The 14,535-nt window shown below is 59.9% G+C and carries 13 protein-coding genes and 1 tRNA gene; 7 read left to right on the top strand and 7 right to left on the bottom strand.

Annotated elements, in window-relative coordinates; all coding sequences use genetic code 11:
• Positions 1-91 precede the first annotated feature (91 nt).
• The 3 genes from IMW75_RS22145 to IMW75_RS22135 all read left to right on the top strand — a co-directional run bounded on the left by IMW75_RS22145 (position 92) and on the right by IMW75_RS22135 (position 4,858).
• Positions 92-1,918 carry an ABC transporter ATP-binding protein gene (locus tag IMW75_RS22145; RefSeq protein WP_205893769.1) on the top strand — a complete coding sequence of 609 codons (1,827 nt, stop codon included), beginning with the start codon at positions 92-94 and terminating at the stop codon, positions 1,916-1,918.
• Between the two features lie 53 nt (positions 1,919-1,971).
• Positions 1,972-2,154: a hypothetical protein gene (locus tag IMW75_RS22140; protein WP_045057847.1), complete on the top strand. Its 183-nt coding sequence runs from the start codon at positions 1,972-1,974 to the stop codon at positions 2,152-2,154.
• 148 nt (positions 2,155-2,302) lie between these two features.
• Positions 2,303-4,858, top strand: a complete 2,556-nt coding sequence (locus IMW75_RS22135) for a bifunctional diguanylate cyclase/phosphodiesterase (protein ID WP_205893768.1) — start codon at positions 2,303-2,305, stop codon at positions 4,856-4,858.
• A gap of 83 nt (positions 4,859-4,941) precedes the next feature.
• On the opposite strand, the gene IMW75_RS22130 is transcribed toward IMW75_RS22135, so the two are convergent.
• Entirely contained in the window at positions 4,942-5,220 is a 279-nt protein-coding gene (locus IMW75_RS22130; protein WP_045057849.1) for a hypothetical protein, read from the bottom strand.
• Between the two features lie 272 nt (positions 5,221-5,492).
• Positions 5,493-5,580: transfer RNA gene (locus tag IMW75_RS22125), tRNA-Ser, on the bottom strand.
• 123 nt (positions 5,581-5,703) lie between these two features.
• Between IMW75_RS22125 and IMW75_RS22120 the strand changes: the two genes are divergently transcribed.
• Positions 5,704-6,375: a Bax inhibitor-1/YccA family protein gene (locus tag IMW75_RS22120; protein ID WP_045057637.1), complete on the top strand. Its 672-nt coding sequence runs from the start codon at positions 5,704-5,706 to the stop codon at positions 6,373-6,375.
• 57 nt (positions 6,376-6,432) lie between these two features.
• Here the strand turns inward: IMW75_RS22120 and IMW75_RS22115 are convergent, their stop codons facing one another.
• Positions 6,433-6,762 (bottom strand): YceK/YidQ family lipoprotein, encoded by a 330-nt coding sequence (locus tag IMW75_RS22115; protein ID WP_045057638.1) that lies wholly within the window; start codon positions 6,760-6,762, stop codon positions 6,433-6,435.
• Positions 6,763-6,819: 57 nt separating this feature from the next.
• Positions 6,820-7,257, bottom strand: a complete 438-nt coding sequence (locus tag IMW75_RS22110) for an Lrp/AsnC family transcriptional regulator (RefSeq protein WP_045057639.1) — start codon at positions 7,255-7,257, stop codon at positions 6,820-6,822.
• 135 nt (positions 7,258-7,392) lie between these two features.
• Between IMW75_RS22110 and IMW75_RS22105 the strand changes: the two genes are divergently transcribed.
• On the top strand, positions 7,393-8,286 hold the full coding sequence (locus IMW75_RS22105; protein WP_205893767.1) for a DMT family transporter: 894 nt from the start codon (positions 7,393-7,395) through the stop codon (positions 8,284-8,286).
• 1 nt (position 8,287) lies between these two features.
• On the opposite strand, the gene IMW75_RS22100 is transcribed toward IMW75_RS22105, so the two are convergent.
• Both IMW75_RS22100 and IMW75_RS22095 read right to left on the bottom strand, forming a co-directional pair.
• The gene (locus IMW75_RS22100; protein ID WP_205893789.1) at positions 8,288-9,331 is read right to left on the bottom strand and encodes an FUSC family protein; all 1,044 of its coding nucleotides are present in this window, start codon (positions 9,329-9,331) and stop codon (positions 8,288-8,290) included.
• A 44-nt stretch (positions 9,332-9,375) separates the two neighbouring features.
• Positions 9,376-11,001: an NADP-dependent glyceraldehyde-3-phosphate dehydrogenase gene (locus IMW75_RS22095; protein WP_205893766.1), complete on the bottom strand. Its 1,626-nt coding sequence runs from the start codon at positions 10,999-11,001 to the stop codon at positions 9,376-9,378.
• A gap of 277 nt (positions 11,002-11,278) precedes the next feature.
• On the opposite strand from IMW75_RS22095, the gene IMW75_RS22090 reads away from it, so the two are divergent.
• Together IMW75_RS22090 and srmL are read left to right on the top strand one after the other, a co-directional pair.
• Positions 11,279-12,316 (top strand): GGDEF domain-containing protein, encoded by a 1,038-nt coding sequence (locus IMW75_RS22090; protein WP_082069110.1) that lies wholly within the window; start codon positions 11,279-11,281, stop codon positions 12,314-12,316.
• 249 nt (positions 12,317-12,565) lie between these two features.
• Positions 12,566-13,714 carry a PheS-related mystery ligase SrmL gene (gene srmL, locus IMW75_RS22085; protein WP_205893765.1) on the top strand — a complete coding sequence of 383 codons (1,149 nt, stop codon included), beginning with the start codon at positions 12,566-12,568 and terminating at the stop codon, positions 13,712-13,714.
• Between the two features lie 56 nt (positions 13,715-13,770).
• Here the strand turns inward: srmL and IMW75_RS22080 are convergent, their stop codons facing one another.
• Positions 13,771-14,049, bottom strand: coding sequence for a hypothetical protein (locus tag IMW75_RS22080; protein WP_205893764.1), 279 nt, complete (start codon positions 14,047-14,049; stop codon positions 13,771-13,773).
• Positions 14,050-14,535: the final 486 nt, after the last annotated feature.

Here is a 14,535-nt window from a genome sequence, read left to right as displayed (position 1 = left end):
TGGACTCGCACCATTGAACCGGGCACCGCGTGTGCCCATTTTTGCCTGAAAGCTGCGCGGCCACAGGCGTTATTCAGGAATGCCCTTGGTCATGACTTGGTCCTTTTCATCGCTGCCCCCATCCGATCACCGAAAACTTCACTGGAACGTGCAGCACTTGCCTGCGACACCCGGGGCTTTCGTGCGATTTTTCATCGGCAATTTCAAGGGCTGGTACGTGGCGATCCTGCTGCTGCAGATCGCTGCGGTCATCTGCACCCTGTTGATTCCGTGGGGGCTGGGACAGATTACCCGCACCGTCAGCAATGGCCTGGAAGCCGAGCGCGCGTTCGAAGTGTTGCAGTGGCCGCTGACACTGTTCGGCGGACTGCTGGTGCTGGAAGTGCTGTTCACTCGGGCCGCTGCCGGTTGCCATATCCACGTCCTGCCGTTGCAGCGGCGCACAGTCACCCATGTGGTGTTTGCCTACTTGCAGAAGCACTCGCACCGTTTCATCAGCAACGAATTCGCCGGCGCCCTGGCGCACCGGGTTTCCGAAATCGCCCTGGGGGTCAACCAGACCCTGAGCATCCTGCTGTTCGATCTGATCCCGCTGCTGGTGACCCTGAGCCTGGCCACGGTGCTGTTGTGGACAGCCTCACCCCTGCTGGCACTGTTCATGGCCGGCTGGTCGCTGCTGTTTATCGCCGTGTGCTACCTGCTGGCCCGGCGCAGCCATCCACTGGCGCAACAGTACTCCGCGGCGCGCAGCACCAGCTCGGGCAAGGTGGTGGATGCGGTGTCCAACCTGGCCAACATTCGCCTGTTTGCCCGCCACGCTTTCGAGCACAGCTACCTGGGCCGGTTTCTCGACAAGGAAGTGGCGGCGGCCTATCGCTCGCTGGGCTACATGGAAAAGATTCGCTGGTTCCAGACCAGTTGCGGCGTGGTGCTCAAGCTGGGGTTGTTGCTGCTGGCGCTGTACCTGTGGCGCAACCAGCGCATCGACATCGCCGCGTTTGTCATGTCCACCAGCCTGTCGCTGCTGATCATCAGCGACGTCGGCAACCTGTCCCGGCGCTTTCTCGAGTTCTTCGAGGCCACTGGCAACATTGCCAATGGGGTGCGCACGCTGATTCGTCCCCATGAAGTGATCGACCGACCCGGTGCAACGGCGTTGCAGGTCAAGCGCGGGGATATCGAATTTCGCGATGTCGGCTTCAATTACGGTGCTGACCAGCCGATCTTCCAGCGCCTGAATATTTTCATTCCGGCGGGGCAGAAGGTCGGGCTGGTGGGTTCATCGGGCTCGGGCAAATCCACGCTGCTCAACCTGCTGCTGCGTCTTTACGACGTTCAGCAGGGCGCGGTGCTGATTGATGGCGTCGATGTGCGCGACGCCACGCAACATTCCCTGCACCAGCAAATCGGCCTGATTCCCCAGGAGCCGGGGCTGTTCCACCGCAGCATTCGCGAGAACATTCATTACGGGCGCCTGGATGCCTCGATGGAGGAGGTGGCCGAGGCGATTCATCGCGCCGGTGCCAGCGAATTCATCGACAGCATGGAAGACGGTTACGAGTCGCTGGTGGGCGAGCGGGGCGTCAAGTTGTCCGGGGGCCAGCGCCAGCGCATCGCCATTGCCCGGGTGCTGCTCAAGAACGCGCCGATCCTGGTGATGGACGAAGCAACCTCGAGCCTCGACTCGATTACCGAGCGCTTTATCCAGGACAAACTGGACGAAATCATGGGCGACAAGACGGTGCTGGTGGTGGCGCATCGGCTGTCGACCGTCGCACACCTGGACCGCATCCTGGTGTTCGACAAGGGCCGGGTGATCGAGGATGGCAGCCACGACGAATTGCTGAGTCAGGGCGGGCAGTATTTCCGCTTGTGGAGTCGCCAGTTCAGTGCGCAGGCGGATGCCGCGCTGGCCTGACTGTTGGCGCAAGGACGGCTCGACGCTGCTGGGCAGCAAGACCACCTACACCTTTGACGCAAATCGACTACACCACCGGGACCAATACCAGCGAATTTCTCGACGCGCGCAACCAGACCAATGAGCGTTATGCCACGGCGGCGAATACGGCGTATGACGCCAGGGGCAATGACTCGGCGAATTTCTATCCGGGGGATGCGATCAACGTGACCAACGGGGTGGCGTTTCGGTTTTAGCCTGTAAACCCCGCGTACACCCCGGCCCTTGTAGCGAGCTTGCTCGCTCATCGGTGACGAGCGGTAGTGACCCGGGTACTCACTATTTTTTGACAGCGGCCGATAACTTGCTTTAAGGCAAGGTTGCCTCAACGAATAGCGTGAACCTATGCCCAACAATCTACCTGCTGTCACCTGCGCATCGTCCAACCGCTCAAGCGTAGCGCTGGCCCGTGGCTCGCTGTTCAAGTTTGTCGGCTTGCTGGCGGGGGTATTCGTCCTGGCCAGCTGCTCGCTCATTTACCTGGCACGTGACCTGGATCGGAACGAAGAAGTCGAAAGTGCCTTCTACACCCGCAAGGCTGTGCAAGCGCTGGAAAAGTCCCTGCGCACAACCGTGAAGGACTACGCCTTCTGGGGCGATGCCTACCGGCATCTGCATGTCAAAGTCGATCCGGACTGGGCCTTCGTGCGACAAAACGTCGGGCCGACCCTGTATTCGGATTTCGGTTTCCAGGGTTTGTTTGTCGTTGATGCGGTGGATCACACTGTTTATTCAGTGATCGAGGGTGAACTGCAGTCCGTCGCCGCCGGCGAGTGGTTGCATCAGGCCCTGCCAGGAATTCTTGCCGAGGCCCGAGCGGGCGCGGAGACGGAAACAGCTACGACGACATTCGTCAATATCGCCGGAGTGCCGGCCTTGGTGGCGGCAGCAGCCATCACGCCGGGCACTGATCCGACCGTGGTGCCTGATGGCAGGCCACCGTCGGTGTTGATCTTCGTGGATGTTTTTACCGATGCCAAACTGGCGAAGATGGGCGAAGAGTTCGGCATCAATCAGCTACGAGTCGCCACACCGGACGAAGCGACATCGGTGTTTGCGTTAGGTGACGACGGTTCGGCGGGCAGCCTGCACTGGCGTCCATCTACCCCGGGCGCGCGCTTGCTGGCGGTAGGGTTGCCATTGATCGGCCTCTCGGCGCTGCTGGTGTGCCTGATGACCTGGGCCATCCTGCGGCGCACCACCGCCGGTGCACGGGTGCTGGATGCCAGTTTCTCCACGCTTAAAAGCAGCCAGGATGCGCTCGCCACCAGCGAAGCACGGTTTCGCGATGTGGTCGAAGCCAGCTCGGATTGGGTGTGGGAAATCGACAGGGGCGGGCGTTTCACCTATTTGTCGGATCGCTTTGATGCAGTGACCGGCCTCTCTGGAAGCACCTGGATCGGTGAATCCATCAATGCCCTGCTCAGCACGGAATTGGGGACGTTGACTCAGTGGCTGAGCATCCCGAATCGCCGTCCGGACATCAGCATCCTCTGCTATTTCGTCGACAGCCAAGGGCGCCAGCGCATCACCCGTCTGTCTGCGCGGGATATGGCGGGCCAGGGCTTTCGCGGTACGGCCACGGACGTCACCGAGGAGGTCGAAGCCCGCCGCCGTATCGAATTCCTTTCCCAGCATGACGCCTTGACCGGATTACCTAACAGGACACGCCTGCAAGAGTTCCTCGACGGCAAGCTCAAGGCCGTGCCGACGGCGGAGCAACCGCTGGTGATGCTCAGCCTGGACCTGGATCGATTCAAACCGGTGAATGACTTGCTCGGGCACGCGGCAGGCGACTTTGTGCTTAATGAAGTCTCGACCCGCCTGGCAGACTGCATACGCAACGGGGACCTGGTGGCTCGGGTCGGCGGTGACGAGTTCGTGCTGATTCTCACCGATGTCAGTTCCCAGGACGAAGTGGAAGCGCTCTGTCAGCGCCTTATCGAATCCATCGAAGGGCCGGTGCTGGTGGGCGATCAGGAGGTGTTCGTCAGTGCCAGCATCGGCATCGCCATGGCGCCAAACGATGCATGCGAGGCGGCCGAACTGCTGCGCTATGCCGATATCGCGCTGTATGAGGCCAAGGCCGCAGGCCGCAATACCTGGCGCTTTTACGCAGGCGAAATGAACACCAGGATCATCGAGCGCAGGCGCCTGGAAAACGATCTGCGGTTCGCGATCAAGCACGGCGAACTGAAACTGCATTTTCAACCACGCTATCGGATCGCCGACGGGCAGATGGTGGGTGCGGAGGCGCTGGTGCGCTGGCAGCATCCCGAGCGTGGGCTGGTACCCCCGGATGTCTTTATTCCCATTGCCGAGGAGTCGGGGTTGATTCTGTCCTTGAGCAACTGGGTGCTCGACACCGCCTGCCATTGCGCGGTCCTGTGGCCGGAGCATTTGTTCGTATCAGTCAACCTGTCGTCTACCGAGTTCAAGCGCGGCAATCTGGTCGAGCGCATTCAGAAGGCACTCAAGGATTCCGGCATAGACCCCGGTCGGGTAGAACTGGAAATTACCGAAAGTGTGATGCTTGAAGATGCTTCTGGCGCACTGGAAGTGATGCGCACGCTCAAGCGCCTGGGCGTGCGGATTTCCATGGACGATTTCGGCACGGGGTACTCCTCGCTGAGTTACCTGCGGGCATTCCCGTTCGACGGCCTCAAAATTGACCGCAGCTTTTTGAACCGGCTGGATGAAAGTGAGGATGACAAGGCCATTATCCGCGCGATCGTTGGCTTGGGGCGCGCACTGTCGCTGACGGTCACTGCGGAGGGCATTGAAACTGCCGAGCACCTCAAACTGCTCAAGGCGGTGTCATGCGATGAAGGACAGGGGTATTACCTGAGTCGACCGCTGGATGTCGACGCGTTCAACGATTTGGTGTCGGTCAGCGCGTAGCCCGTGTGAAGCGGCTTCCTTGAGCCCCGGGTTACCGGCGGCCTGAGGAGGCTAGGGCGTAACGCCCTAGCTGACAGCAGATGTCACTTGTTCTTTTTTGCCGGCTTGTCTGACTTCTCTGATTTCTTGGCCTTTTCTGGCTTGCTATCAGCTTTCTTGGCCTTCTCTGGCTTGCTATCAGCCTTTTTTGCAGATTTTTTCGGCTCGGCCTCTGTTTTCTTGTCTTTCTTGTCGGAAGATTTCGAAAGCGCCGAAGCCGCCGCTGATTTCTTGGCCGGTGATGACTTTTTGTCTTTCAATTCCTTGCTGGCTTTGGAAGCGTCACCTTTGCTTTTTTTCTCGTCTTTAGCCACGTTGACCACCTCTCGGAGTATGCCGGTATTGGCACATTGCCTGTGCAAATGTTCACAAGCTGATCATTAGGCGAGCGTGTACAAAAGCGGTTCAAATTTTTTGATGCGTCGGAATGGCTTCGGTCGATGAATTGATGGGAACTGAAGGGCGCATTTGGGGGGAGCGCAGGAGGGGAGGAGTTGGGGGAACAAGTGCAAGAATTCGCGCGCGCACAGCAGATGGAGCCCAAACCCCAGAAACGACAAAGCCCTGAATAATCAGGGCTTTGTCGGTACAAATATGGCGGAGGCGATGGGATTCGAACTCATGGACCTGTTACAGTCGACGGTTTTCAAGACCGTTGCCTTAAACCACTCGGCCACACCTCCGTTTGCGTTGCGGGCGCCATAATACCTGAATGAAACACACTGTCAAACTCTCTGAGTAGCTTGTTACAAGGCGTCTGTTATGATCTTTGCGACTGAACGTTTCAAACCAACAGGAGTGTCGCCATGCGCGAACAGGATTACGCAGTTAATAACAGCGTGCAGGCTGAGCAGCTAGAGGTTAGCCGCGTCCTGCGCAACACTTACGGCCTACTCGCCCTCACTCTCGCATTCAGCGGCGTGATGGCCTATGTCGCCCAGCAGATGCGTGTCGGCTACCCGAACATCTTCGTGGTGTTGATCGGTTTCTACGGCCTTTTCTTCCTGACCAACAAACTCCGTGATTCCGCGTGGGGCCTGGTGTCGGCGTTTGCCCTGACCGGTTTCATGGGTTTCCTGCTCGGCCCGATCCTCAATCGCTACCTGGGCATGCAGGGCGGTGCGGAAGTGGTCAGCTCGGCCTTCGCAATGACCGCGCTGGTGTTCGGCGGCCTGTCGGCTTATGTGCTGATCTCGCGCAAGGACATGAGTTTCCTCAGTGGTTTCATCACTGCCGGTTTCTTCGTGTTGCTGGGCGCGGTGGTTGCCAGCTTCTTCTTCCAGATCAGCGGCCTGCAGCTGGCGATCAGCGCCGGTTTTGTGCTGTTCTCCTCGGTCTGCATTCTGTTCCAGACCAGCGCCATCATTCACGGCGGCGAGCGTAACTACATCATGGCTACCATCAGCCTGTATGTATCGATCTACAACCTGTTCGTCAGCTTGTTGCAGCTGTTCGGCATCATGAGCCGCGATGATTGATTGCAGGCTCTAATAAAAAACCCGCCTCGGCGGGTTTTTTATTGCCTGCAATCCCGGTTACCGGGCGACCATAATGCTGCCGTCGGCCTGTTGCCGGTAGACCGTGTAAGGGAGCACCAGGGTGTCCATCACGCCGGACAGCAACACATCGACCAGGACGATGGCCGGCGCAGTGGTAGGCGTATTGGCTTCGCGGCCTCTTTCGAGCGGGGCATTGAGGTAGCAGAAGTCGAAGATCACGCCGCTGTAGATACGCGGGACTGCGCCGCAATAGCTCTGCTGTTCCTTGAGAACCCGGGAGGCTACTTCGTCGCCGCGCACCACCGTCTGGACCGTACCGCAACCCCCGAGCATCAGCGCTGCCAATGCCATGACCTGAATTTTCATGCTGCCAATCCTTAGCTGGAAAACATCCAATCTACGTGTTTCGCAACAAAATATCACTCATTCCATCGGCGGCAGTCGGCGTTTTACCGGGGTCTTTTTCACGATTGCGGTGTTGGTTTCGGCATGGGTGTTGAGGCGGTCGAGCAGGGTGTCCAGCTGTTCCATCGAGCGCACATGCAGGCGGGCGATGAAACAATCGTCGCCGGTGACCTTGTCGCACTCGGTGAATTCGGGGATCGCCTGGATCTGCCGTTCCACTTCCTGCAATTGCCCTGGCAGCGGACGGATGCGCACGATGGCCTGCAGCTGATAACCGAAGCACTTGGGGTCGATCTCGACGGTGTAACCTTTGAGCACGCCGCGTTCTTCGAGGCGGCGCAAGCGCTCGGCCACGCTGGGCGAGGACAGGCCGCTGATACCTGCCAGGGCCTTGAGCGAGCGTCGCGAGTCTTCCATGAGGGCCTTGATCAGCACCTGGTCGATGTCGTCGGTCATGGCAAACCCTCCGTTAGGTCGATAACCAGATTCACCTTTGTAAAAAAGGTAGATGGGGATTCTAGCCTGCTTTTTTCTATGGAGGCGCCGGGCAGCTGATGGGCATAATCTGGCTTCAATTACAGGAGTCACATGATGGACAAATCAATCCGTCGCGGGTCATTCGAGATGACCGCCGCCATGCTTATTTCCGGCACCATCGGCTGGTTTGTACTGGTGTCCGGGCAGCCGGTGCTGGACGTGGTGTTCTGGCGTTGTGTGTTTGGTGCCGGCACCTTGCTGCTGATCTGCGCGGCCTTTGGTTTCCTGCGTCCCGGCCTGTTGACTCGCACCACGTTCCTGCTGGCGGTGCTTAGCGGCGTGGCGATTGTCGGCAACTGGGTGCTGCTGTTTGCGTCCTATTCCCGGGCATCGATTGCCATCGGTACGGCGGTGTACAACGTCCAGCCGTTCATGCTGGTGGGGCTGGCGGCGGTGTTCCTCAACGAAAAAATTACCCTGCAGAAACTGTTCTGGCTGGGCATTTCGTTCATGGGGATGCTGGCGATTGTCAGTGCCCACGGCACTCAGGGCGAGAGTGGCGATGACTACCTGGTGGGCATCGCGCTGGCGTTGGGCGCGGCGTTTCTGTATGCCATCGCCGCCTTGATCATCAAGCGCCTGACCGGTACTGCGCCGCATTTGATCGCGTTGATCCAGGTCTGTACCGGGGTTCTGCTGCTGGCGCCGTTTGCGCATTTTTCCGCGCTGCCGCAAGCGCCGAGTGCCTGGGCCAGCCTGGTGACGCTGGGCATTGTTCATACCGGGGTGATGTATGTGTTGCTGTATGGGGCGATTCAGAAATTACCCACGGCGTTGACCGGGGCGTTGTCCTTTATCTATCCGATTGCGGCGATCTTTGTCGATTGGTTTGCCTTTGGTCATCAACTGCAAATGCTGCAGTGGATTGGCGTCGCCGCGATTCTGCTGGCGGCGGCGGGTATGCAGCAGGGGTGGGGCCCGGTATTGCGTCATCGGGTGGCGCAGTAGGTCAGATACTCCACCGCGGCGCTGTCTTCGCCAGGCGTTGGCGCATCTGGTCGACGTTGGCCAGCAGCTGCAAAATCAGTAACCGGTTACCGTCCAGCGCGCTGTACACCGGCGCGCCCAGGCTGGGGGCTGGCGTCGGCTCTACAGGCCGGTTGAGACGCTGGTATGTGCCGGTTTTCAGTGCCCGGGCCATGCCCACCAGCTGCACTCGAATCAGCCGGTGCTCGGCTTTCAACAGGGCTTGCAACTGGCCCATGGCAGCTGGATCACTGGCCTCGGGGCGGGTGTTGGCAAGTATTTCCAGGGTCGACACGCACATGCGCAGGTTGCGCTGCAGGGCGTCGAGTTCGGTCATGGAAACCTTCACTTCCTTGGACACCGAGGGCATCAGCGAGCGCAGTTGCACCATCACGTTGTTCAACCGGCCCATGAGTCGATGGTGCTCGTCGTCCGTGACCGACTGGCCGTTGATGATGCGCCCGTAGAGGGTCGCGCAGTCGCGCAGGGCGTCGGCCAGGTTGTAGCGCCAGGAGAACACCGCGTACAGCGGCAGGGCGAAGGAAAACGCCAGCGCCAGGGCAATCCCGATGAGGATGTCGACCCCGCGCCACAAGCCATCGCTGACCGGGTTGTCCCCATGGCCAGCGACGATAAATACAGTGATGCCCGCCAGCAGTGCGGTGTAACCGCCTTTGCCGATGGCGTGGTAGGAGAAAAAACCGCAGACCACCGACATCGCGAAATAGGTCAGCCACGGCATTCCCAGCCAGCTCTGCTGCAGCACCAATAGCAGGCCGATAGTGGCACCGACCAGTGTGCCGACGGCGCGCTCGGCGGCTTTTTTGCCGATGTTGCCGTGATGCTGCAAGCCCCCGATCACCACCAGCATGGTCACCGACGCCCACTCGCCATGGGGCAGGTTGATGCCGGTGGTGAGCAGGATCGACGCCAGCAGCCCGAGCGAAACCCGCACCGCATGGATCAGCCTGGCGTGTTGGTAACGCCGGTACGGGTCCAGCAACGGACGCAGTAACCGGCGCAGCAGGGGTGGCAGTCGGTGCGTTCTGAATAGGGTCAGATCGGCTGTCCTCAGAAGATGTAGTCGGTCGTCAGGAAGCTTGAATTGCGCCCGCTGATGATCTCGCTGATGAGTTCCTTGTTGTTTTCCTGGAACTTGGTCGCCACCAGTGTGCGGATCGAAAACACCCGCAGGGCATCATGCACCGACAACGTGCCTTCTGCAGAATTCTTGCGACCGTTGAACGGGTAGGTGTCCGGTCCCCTCTGGCACTGGGCATTGAGGTTGATCCGGCCGACCTGGTTGGCAAAGGTGTCGACCAGCCGGCCCACCGCCACCGGGTTGGTGCCGAAGATGCTCAGCTGCTGGCCGAAATCCGATTCCAGCACGTAGTCGATCACCGTATCCAGATGACGGTACGGCACGATCGGCACCACCGGCCCGAACTGTTCTTCCTGGTAGACACGCATCTGCGGCGTCACCGGGTACAACACCGCCGGGTAGAAGAAGGACGCGCGGGTTTCACCGCCGTTGGGATTGACCACGCTGGCACCTTTGCTCTGCGCATCGGCCACCAGGGCGTGCAGGTAATCGACCTTGCTCGCTTCCGGCAGGGGGGTGAGGGACACGCCGTTTTCCCACGGCATTCCGGGTTTAAGGGTGGCAAGTTTGGCGTTGAACTTCTCGATGAAGGCATCGACCACGTCTTCATGGACGAACAGAATCTTCAGCGCGGTGCAGCGTTGGCCGTTGAACGACAGCGAACCGGTCACGGCTTCGTTGACGGCGTTATCCAGATCCACTTCCGGCAGGACGATGCCGGGGTTCTTTGCATCCAGGCCCAGGGCCGCACGCAAGCGGTGCGGTTTGGGGTGGAGTTTTTTCAGGTCACTGGCGGCCTTGTTGGTGCCGATAAACGCGAAGATGTCGATCTTGCCGCTGGCCATCAGCGCGCTGACGGTTTCGCGACCGCTGCCGTAGATCACGTTGATCACCCCGGCCGGGAAGCTGTCGCGGAACGCCTCCAGCAATGGACGGATCAACAGCACGCCAAGCTTGGCCGGTTTGAACACCACGGTGTTGCCCATGATCAGGGCCGGAATCAGCGTGGTGAAAGTTTCGTTCAGGGGGTAGTTGTAAGGCCCCATGCACAACGCCACGCCCAGCGGTACACGCCGGATCTGCCCGAGGGTGTCCTGTTCCAGCTCGAACCGGCTGGAGCGTCGATCGAGCTCCTTGAGCGCATTGATGGTATCGACGATGTAGTCGCAAGTGCGGTCGAACTCTTTTTCCGAGTCCTTGAGGTTTTTGCCGATTTCCCACATCAGCAACTTGACCACCGCCTCGCGCTGTTCGCGCATGTGCCGCAGAAAGGTCTCAACGTGCTGGATGCGCTCGGCCACGCGCATGGTCGGCCACAAACCCTGGCCCCGGTCGTAGGCGCGCACGGCGGCGTCGAGGGCGGTCAACGCGGTCTCGGCATCCAGCAGCGGCGTGCTGCCCAGGATCACCTGCTGGTCGCCCTGATCGCTGCTCAGGTACACCGGGCTTCGCACTTGGGCGAGGGGGCCGTTCCAGGTTTTCAGTTCGCCGTCGACCAGGTATTCACGTTGTTCGGTCTGCCCCCCAAGGCGGTATTTCTCCGGGATGCTGCCGGCTTCAGGGAACAGGTGGTCAAGGATATGTGCAGTGGTCATGTCGCTACCCCGTCTGGATTGGCTGATGCGCAGATGAAACGTTTTAGCAGACCTGGCCCGCGCTTGTCATGGTTGATGTGCGCGGCGGCTGGGAAAGCGCAGCCGTTGAGCAATCCGATTCACTGGAAAAGCCTAGCCCTTGTTGGGGTGTACGGCGCCAGGGTAAACCCGTCTTTTTTTCGCAGTGAATTATGGCCAGTGGCTATGCGTGCTTCGGACGGACGGTTATGCTCCGGGGGTTTTCTATTTGCCAATGATGAATAACTACAGTGACGTTATGAGCCAATCAGAGACGCGAGCGACTGTTCTAGCGCTGTACCCGGAAGACTCCCGCGAAGCTGCGGCGCTGCTCAAGCAGGCCGTCCCCCTGATGGTTCGTCACAATATCCCGCCTAACCCGGTGCACTACGCGCTTTGGTACACCTACAGCAAAGGCCAGGTGCCGGAGCTCAACCGCCAGCTGGACAAGGTGCTGGAGGACTTCCCGCAGTTTCCGCCGGAGTCTGCCTCGAAGCTGTTTCGCGACTACATCATCCGTGACGAGCTGGAAGTGGCACGGGCGGGTCAACAGCAGGCCATCAATCTGGTCGATGACATGGCGCGAAACGTGTCGCGCAGTGTGGAGGGTAATCGCAGTTTCCAGACCAGTCTGGGTCACTGCCTGGACATGCTCGAGGCGCCCGCCGACGAGCGCTTGCCGGATATCCTCAGCGAACTGCAGCAAAGTACCCGGCTGATGCAGAGTCAGCAGGAGCGCTTCCTGTCCCAGCTGCACAGCGCCCAGGACGAGATCAAGAGCCTGCGCGACAAGCTCCAGCGCGCACAACTGGCTGCGACCCTCGACGGCCTGACCGAACTGCTCAACCGCGCAGCGCTCACGCACGTTCTGGAACAGGCGTTGGCCAGGCCATCGCAAGGGTTCGCGTTGGTAATCCTGGATATTGACCACTTCAAGCAGTTCAACGACCAATATGGTCACCCCTTGGGCGACCGGGTGCTGCAGCATGTCGCGCAAACCCTGCGCAACGCCTTGCCGGCCCATGCCCATGCCGCGCGATATGGCGGCGAAGAGTTCTGCGTGGTGCTGGAACAGTGCCCCGACCACGCCACCGCCCGGGCCTTCGCAGAGCAATTGCGGCTGAAGATCCAGTCCCTGCGCATCAAGACCCGCGGCGATGGCAAGCTGCTGGACACCATCACGGCGTCATTCGGTACCGCCTTGGCCCAGCCCGACGACACCCTCGACAGCCTGTTGGTCCGTGCTGACGATGCGCTGTACCGGGCCAAGCATAATGGGCGCAATCAGGTGATGTGATGAGTGGTGGGGCAGGCGATGTTGATGTTGGATGTGCCGGCCTCTTCGTCGGAACGCCGCCCGGAGCAAGCCCGCTCCAGGGGGGGCGGTCAGCAGGACCTCGTCGGTAGGACGCGTCTGTAGCGCCATTCTGAAAATGCTTTTTTGCGCTTTTTTCGGTTGTGACAGGTCACCTCGTGTCGTTACGTTAACCCGCAGGCTTCATTGTTCAGAGGAGGCCGGGGACAACTGTCGATAGAGGATCACCTAGTGCAAGCACCCAAGAAATTCCTGGCGTATGCCGCCGTCCACCAAGCCCTGACCCAGGTCGATCTGACCGAAAAAGGTAGCCCCGACCACGCCGTGCGACTGCTGGTCGACGAGGTCCTCGGGGGGCTGGCGGCGAAGGGCTGGCCCGTGGCGCAGGAGTTGACCGGTCCGAGGATTGTCTCTGCCGAAGATAATTACGGTCTGCTCGGTTACGAGCCCGCAGAAGTCAGGCTCGGCAGTGCGCACACCTGCTGGGTGGATGAGTTCTCGCTGCTGCGCACGCAAACCACCAGCCAGATTCCTACCGCGCTGCAGCGAGTGGCGGCATTGCGCCAACCGGGGGAAACCATCCTGCTGGCCGCACCGGGGATCACGTTCCGGCGCGACAGTCGCGATCGCTGGCATTGTGCGCAGCCGCACCAGATGGACATCTGGGTGTTGGGCGATCCGTCGTTGTCGACTCGAGAACATCTGCTGCGCCTGGTCGACGATGTCATGCAATCGGCGGTACCGGAAAAATCCTGGATCTTCACCGACAGTCGGCATCATTACACCGAGGGTGGAATCGAAGTAAGCGTGTTGAATGAGCGCATTCCGGTCGAGGTTCTGGAGTGCGGTCTCATTGCCAAATCGTTAATGCAGCGACTGGATATCGATCCGCTGCGCCACAGCGGATTGGCTGCAGGCATGGGCCTGGATCGCCTGACCATGTTGCGCAAGGGCATCGCGGATATTCGCCTGTTGCGCGACCAGAACGAGCAAGTGCAGGCGCAGATGCACGACCTCAAGCCGTGGGTCGCCGTGTCACGTTCGCCGGCGATTGCCCGGGATGTTTCGCTGGGGGTCACGCCAGGGCTGAGTGAGGAGGTGTTGACCGAACGCATTTGCCTGGCTGCCGGCAAGTGCTCTGGCTGGATTGAGGAGGTACAGCTCAAGAATCGCTGGAAATATACCCAGTTGCCACCTCATGCAATTGAACGGCTGGGCATACTGCCGGGCCAGGAGAGCGTGCTGCTGCGTGTGGTGTTGCGCAATTGTTCGAGGTCGATCACCACCGCAGAGGCCAATAGAGTGTATTCGGTGATCCAGTCAGCATTGCATGAAGGGGTTCCGGGAAAGGGCCGCAGGATGAATCTGAGCACGATCTGAGCACCCAGGCGCGCATCAGCGCGTCGATCGGGCTACACCGGGCCGACCCTGAACGATCAGCCCACTATCCGCTGCGCCTGCTGCGAAGGCCGTGCCGCTTGCGCGGTGGTAGCGCGGTTGAGCAGATGATCGGCCAGCACGTCGTTGAGAAAGCGGAACTGGTCGTTCAGGCCGACCACTTCGTTACTGAAGTGATTGGCGGCGGCCGGCATCAGCAGGTCTTCAAACTGTTTGTCGAACACCAGCGCGAACACTTTGCGCGATGCCACTTGCTGGGAATAGTAGTTATTGCCAAACACCGGAAAGCTCACGGAGAGGGTGACGGAGTGGATCATGACGGTTGCTCCTCGGACAAGATGAGCCAGGAAAAAATGCTCAGCGTGACGGCCGTCAGGGCCAGGCAGGTCAGGAGATGAATCAACATGATGGGCCCCTCCGGATTGGGGTGATGGCTTGATGGGATTGATCCTACGCTGACGAAATTTTTGCGGAAGGCATTCGCGGCGATGGTGGTTATCGATGGGAATGATGGTCGGTTTTGGCGGTGTACTCACCGACGCCATCGCGGGCAAGCCCGGCTCCCACAGGGATGTCCGCCGTACACAACTGCTGCGTCCACCACCAATCCCCTGTGGGAGCGAGCCTGCTCGCGATGGCGGTGCTGAAAGTAAAAACGATCTGAAGGCGCACGCCACTGAACTGGTCAAGCAATCCCGGACACCGTTTACGGTGCTTATGCCGCTTTTTGCTCCATAGCTATTGGCGACAGGTAGTTGTTGTAGCTGTGGAGCCTGGTGCGGTTGTAGTACATGAAGAAACGC

It is taken from the genome of Pseudomonas gregormendelii, from assembly GCF_017114825.1.
In the GTDB taxonomy this organism is placed as follows: Bacteria; Pseudomonadota; Gammaproteobacteria; order Pseudomonadales; family Pseudomonadaceae; genus Aquipseudomonas; species Aquipseudomonas gregormendelii.
This window is presented reverse-complemented; position numbering and strand designations above follow the sequence as displayed.

Excerpts from the sequence above, each read along its gene's own strand:
- IMW75_RS22090 (WP_082069110.1), top strand. The coding sequence starts at position 11,279 with ATGAGCCAATCAGAGACGCGAGCGACTGTTCTAGCGCTGTACCCGGAA.
- IMW75_RS22145 (WP_205893769.1), top strand. The coding sequence starts at position 92 with ATGACTTGGTCCTTTTCATCGCTGCCCCCATCCGATCACCGAAAACTT.
- IMW75_RS22080 (WP_205893764.1), bottom strand. The coding sequence starts at position 14,049 with ATGATCCACTCCGTCACCCTCTCCGTGAGCTTTCCGGTGTTTGGCAAT.
- IMW75_RS22115 (WP_045057638.1), bottom strand. The coding sequence starts at position 6,762 with ATGAAAATTCAGGTCATGGCATTGGCAGCGCTGATGCTCGGGGGTTGC.
- IMW75_RS22135 (WP_205893768.1), top strand. The coding sequence starts at position 2,303 with ATGCCCAACAATCTACCTGCTGTCACCTGCGCATCGTCCAACCGCTCA.
- IMW75_RS22110 (WP_045057639.1), bottom strand. The coding sequence starts at position 7,257 with ATGACCGACGACATCGACCAGGTGCTGATCAAGGCCCTCATGGAAGAC.
- IMW75_RS22105 (WP_205893767.1), top strand. The coding sequence starts at position 7,393 with ATGGACAAATCAATCCGTCGCGGGTCATTCGAGATGACCGCCGCCATG.
- IMW75_RS22095 (WP_205893766.1), bottom strand. The coding sequence starts at position 11,001 with ATGACCACTGCACATATCCTTGACCACCTGTTCCCTGAAGCCGGCAGC.
- IMW75_RS22120 (WP_045057637.1), top strand. The coding sequence starts at position 5,704 with ATGCGCGAACAGGATTACGCAGTTAATAACAGCGTGCAGGCTGAGCAG.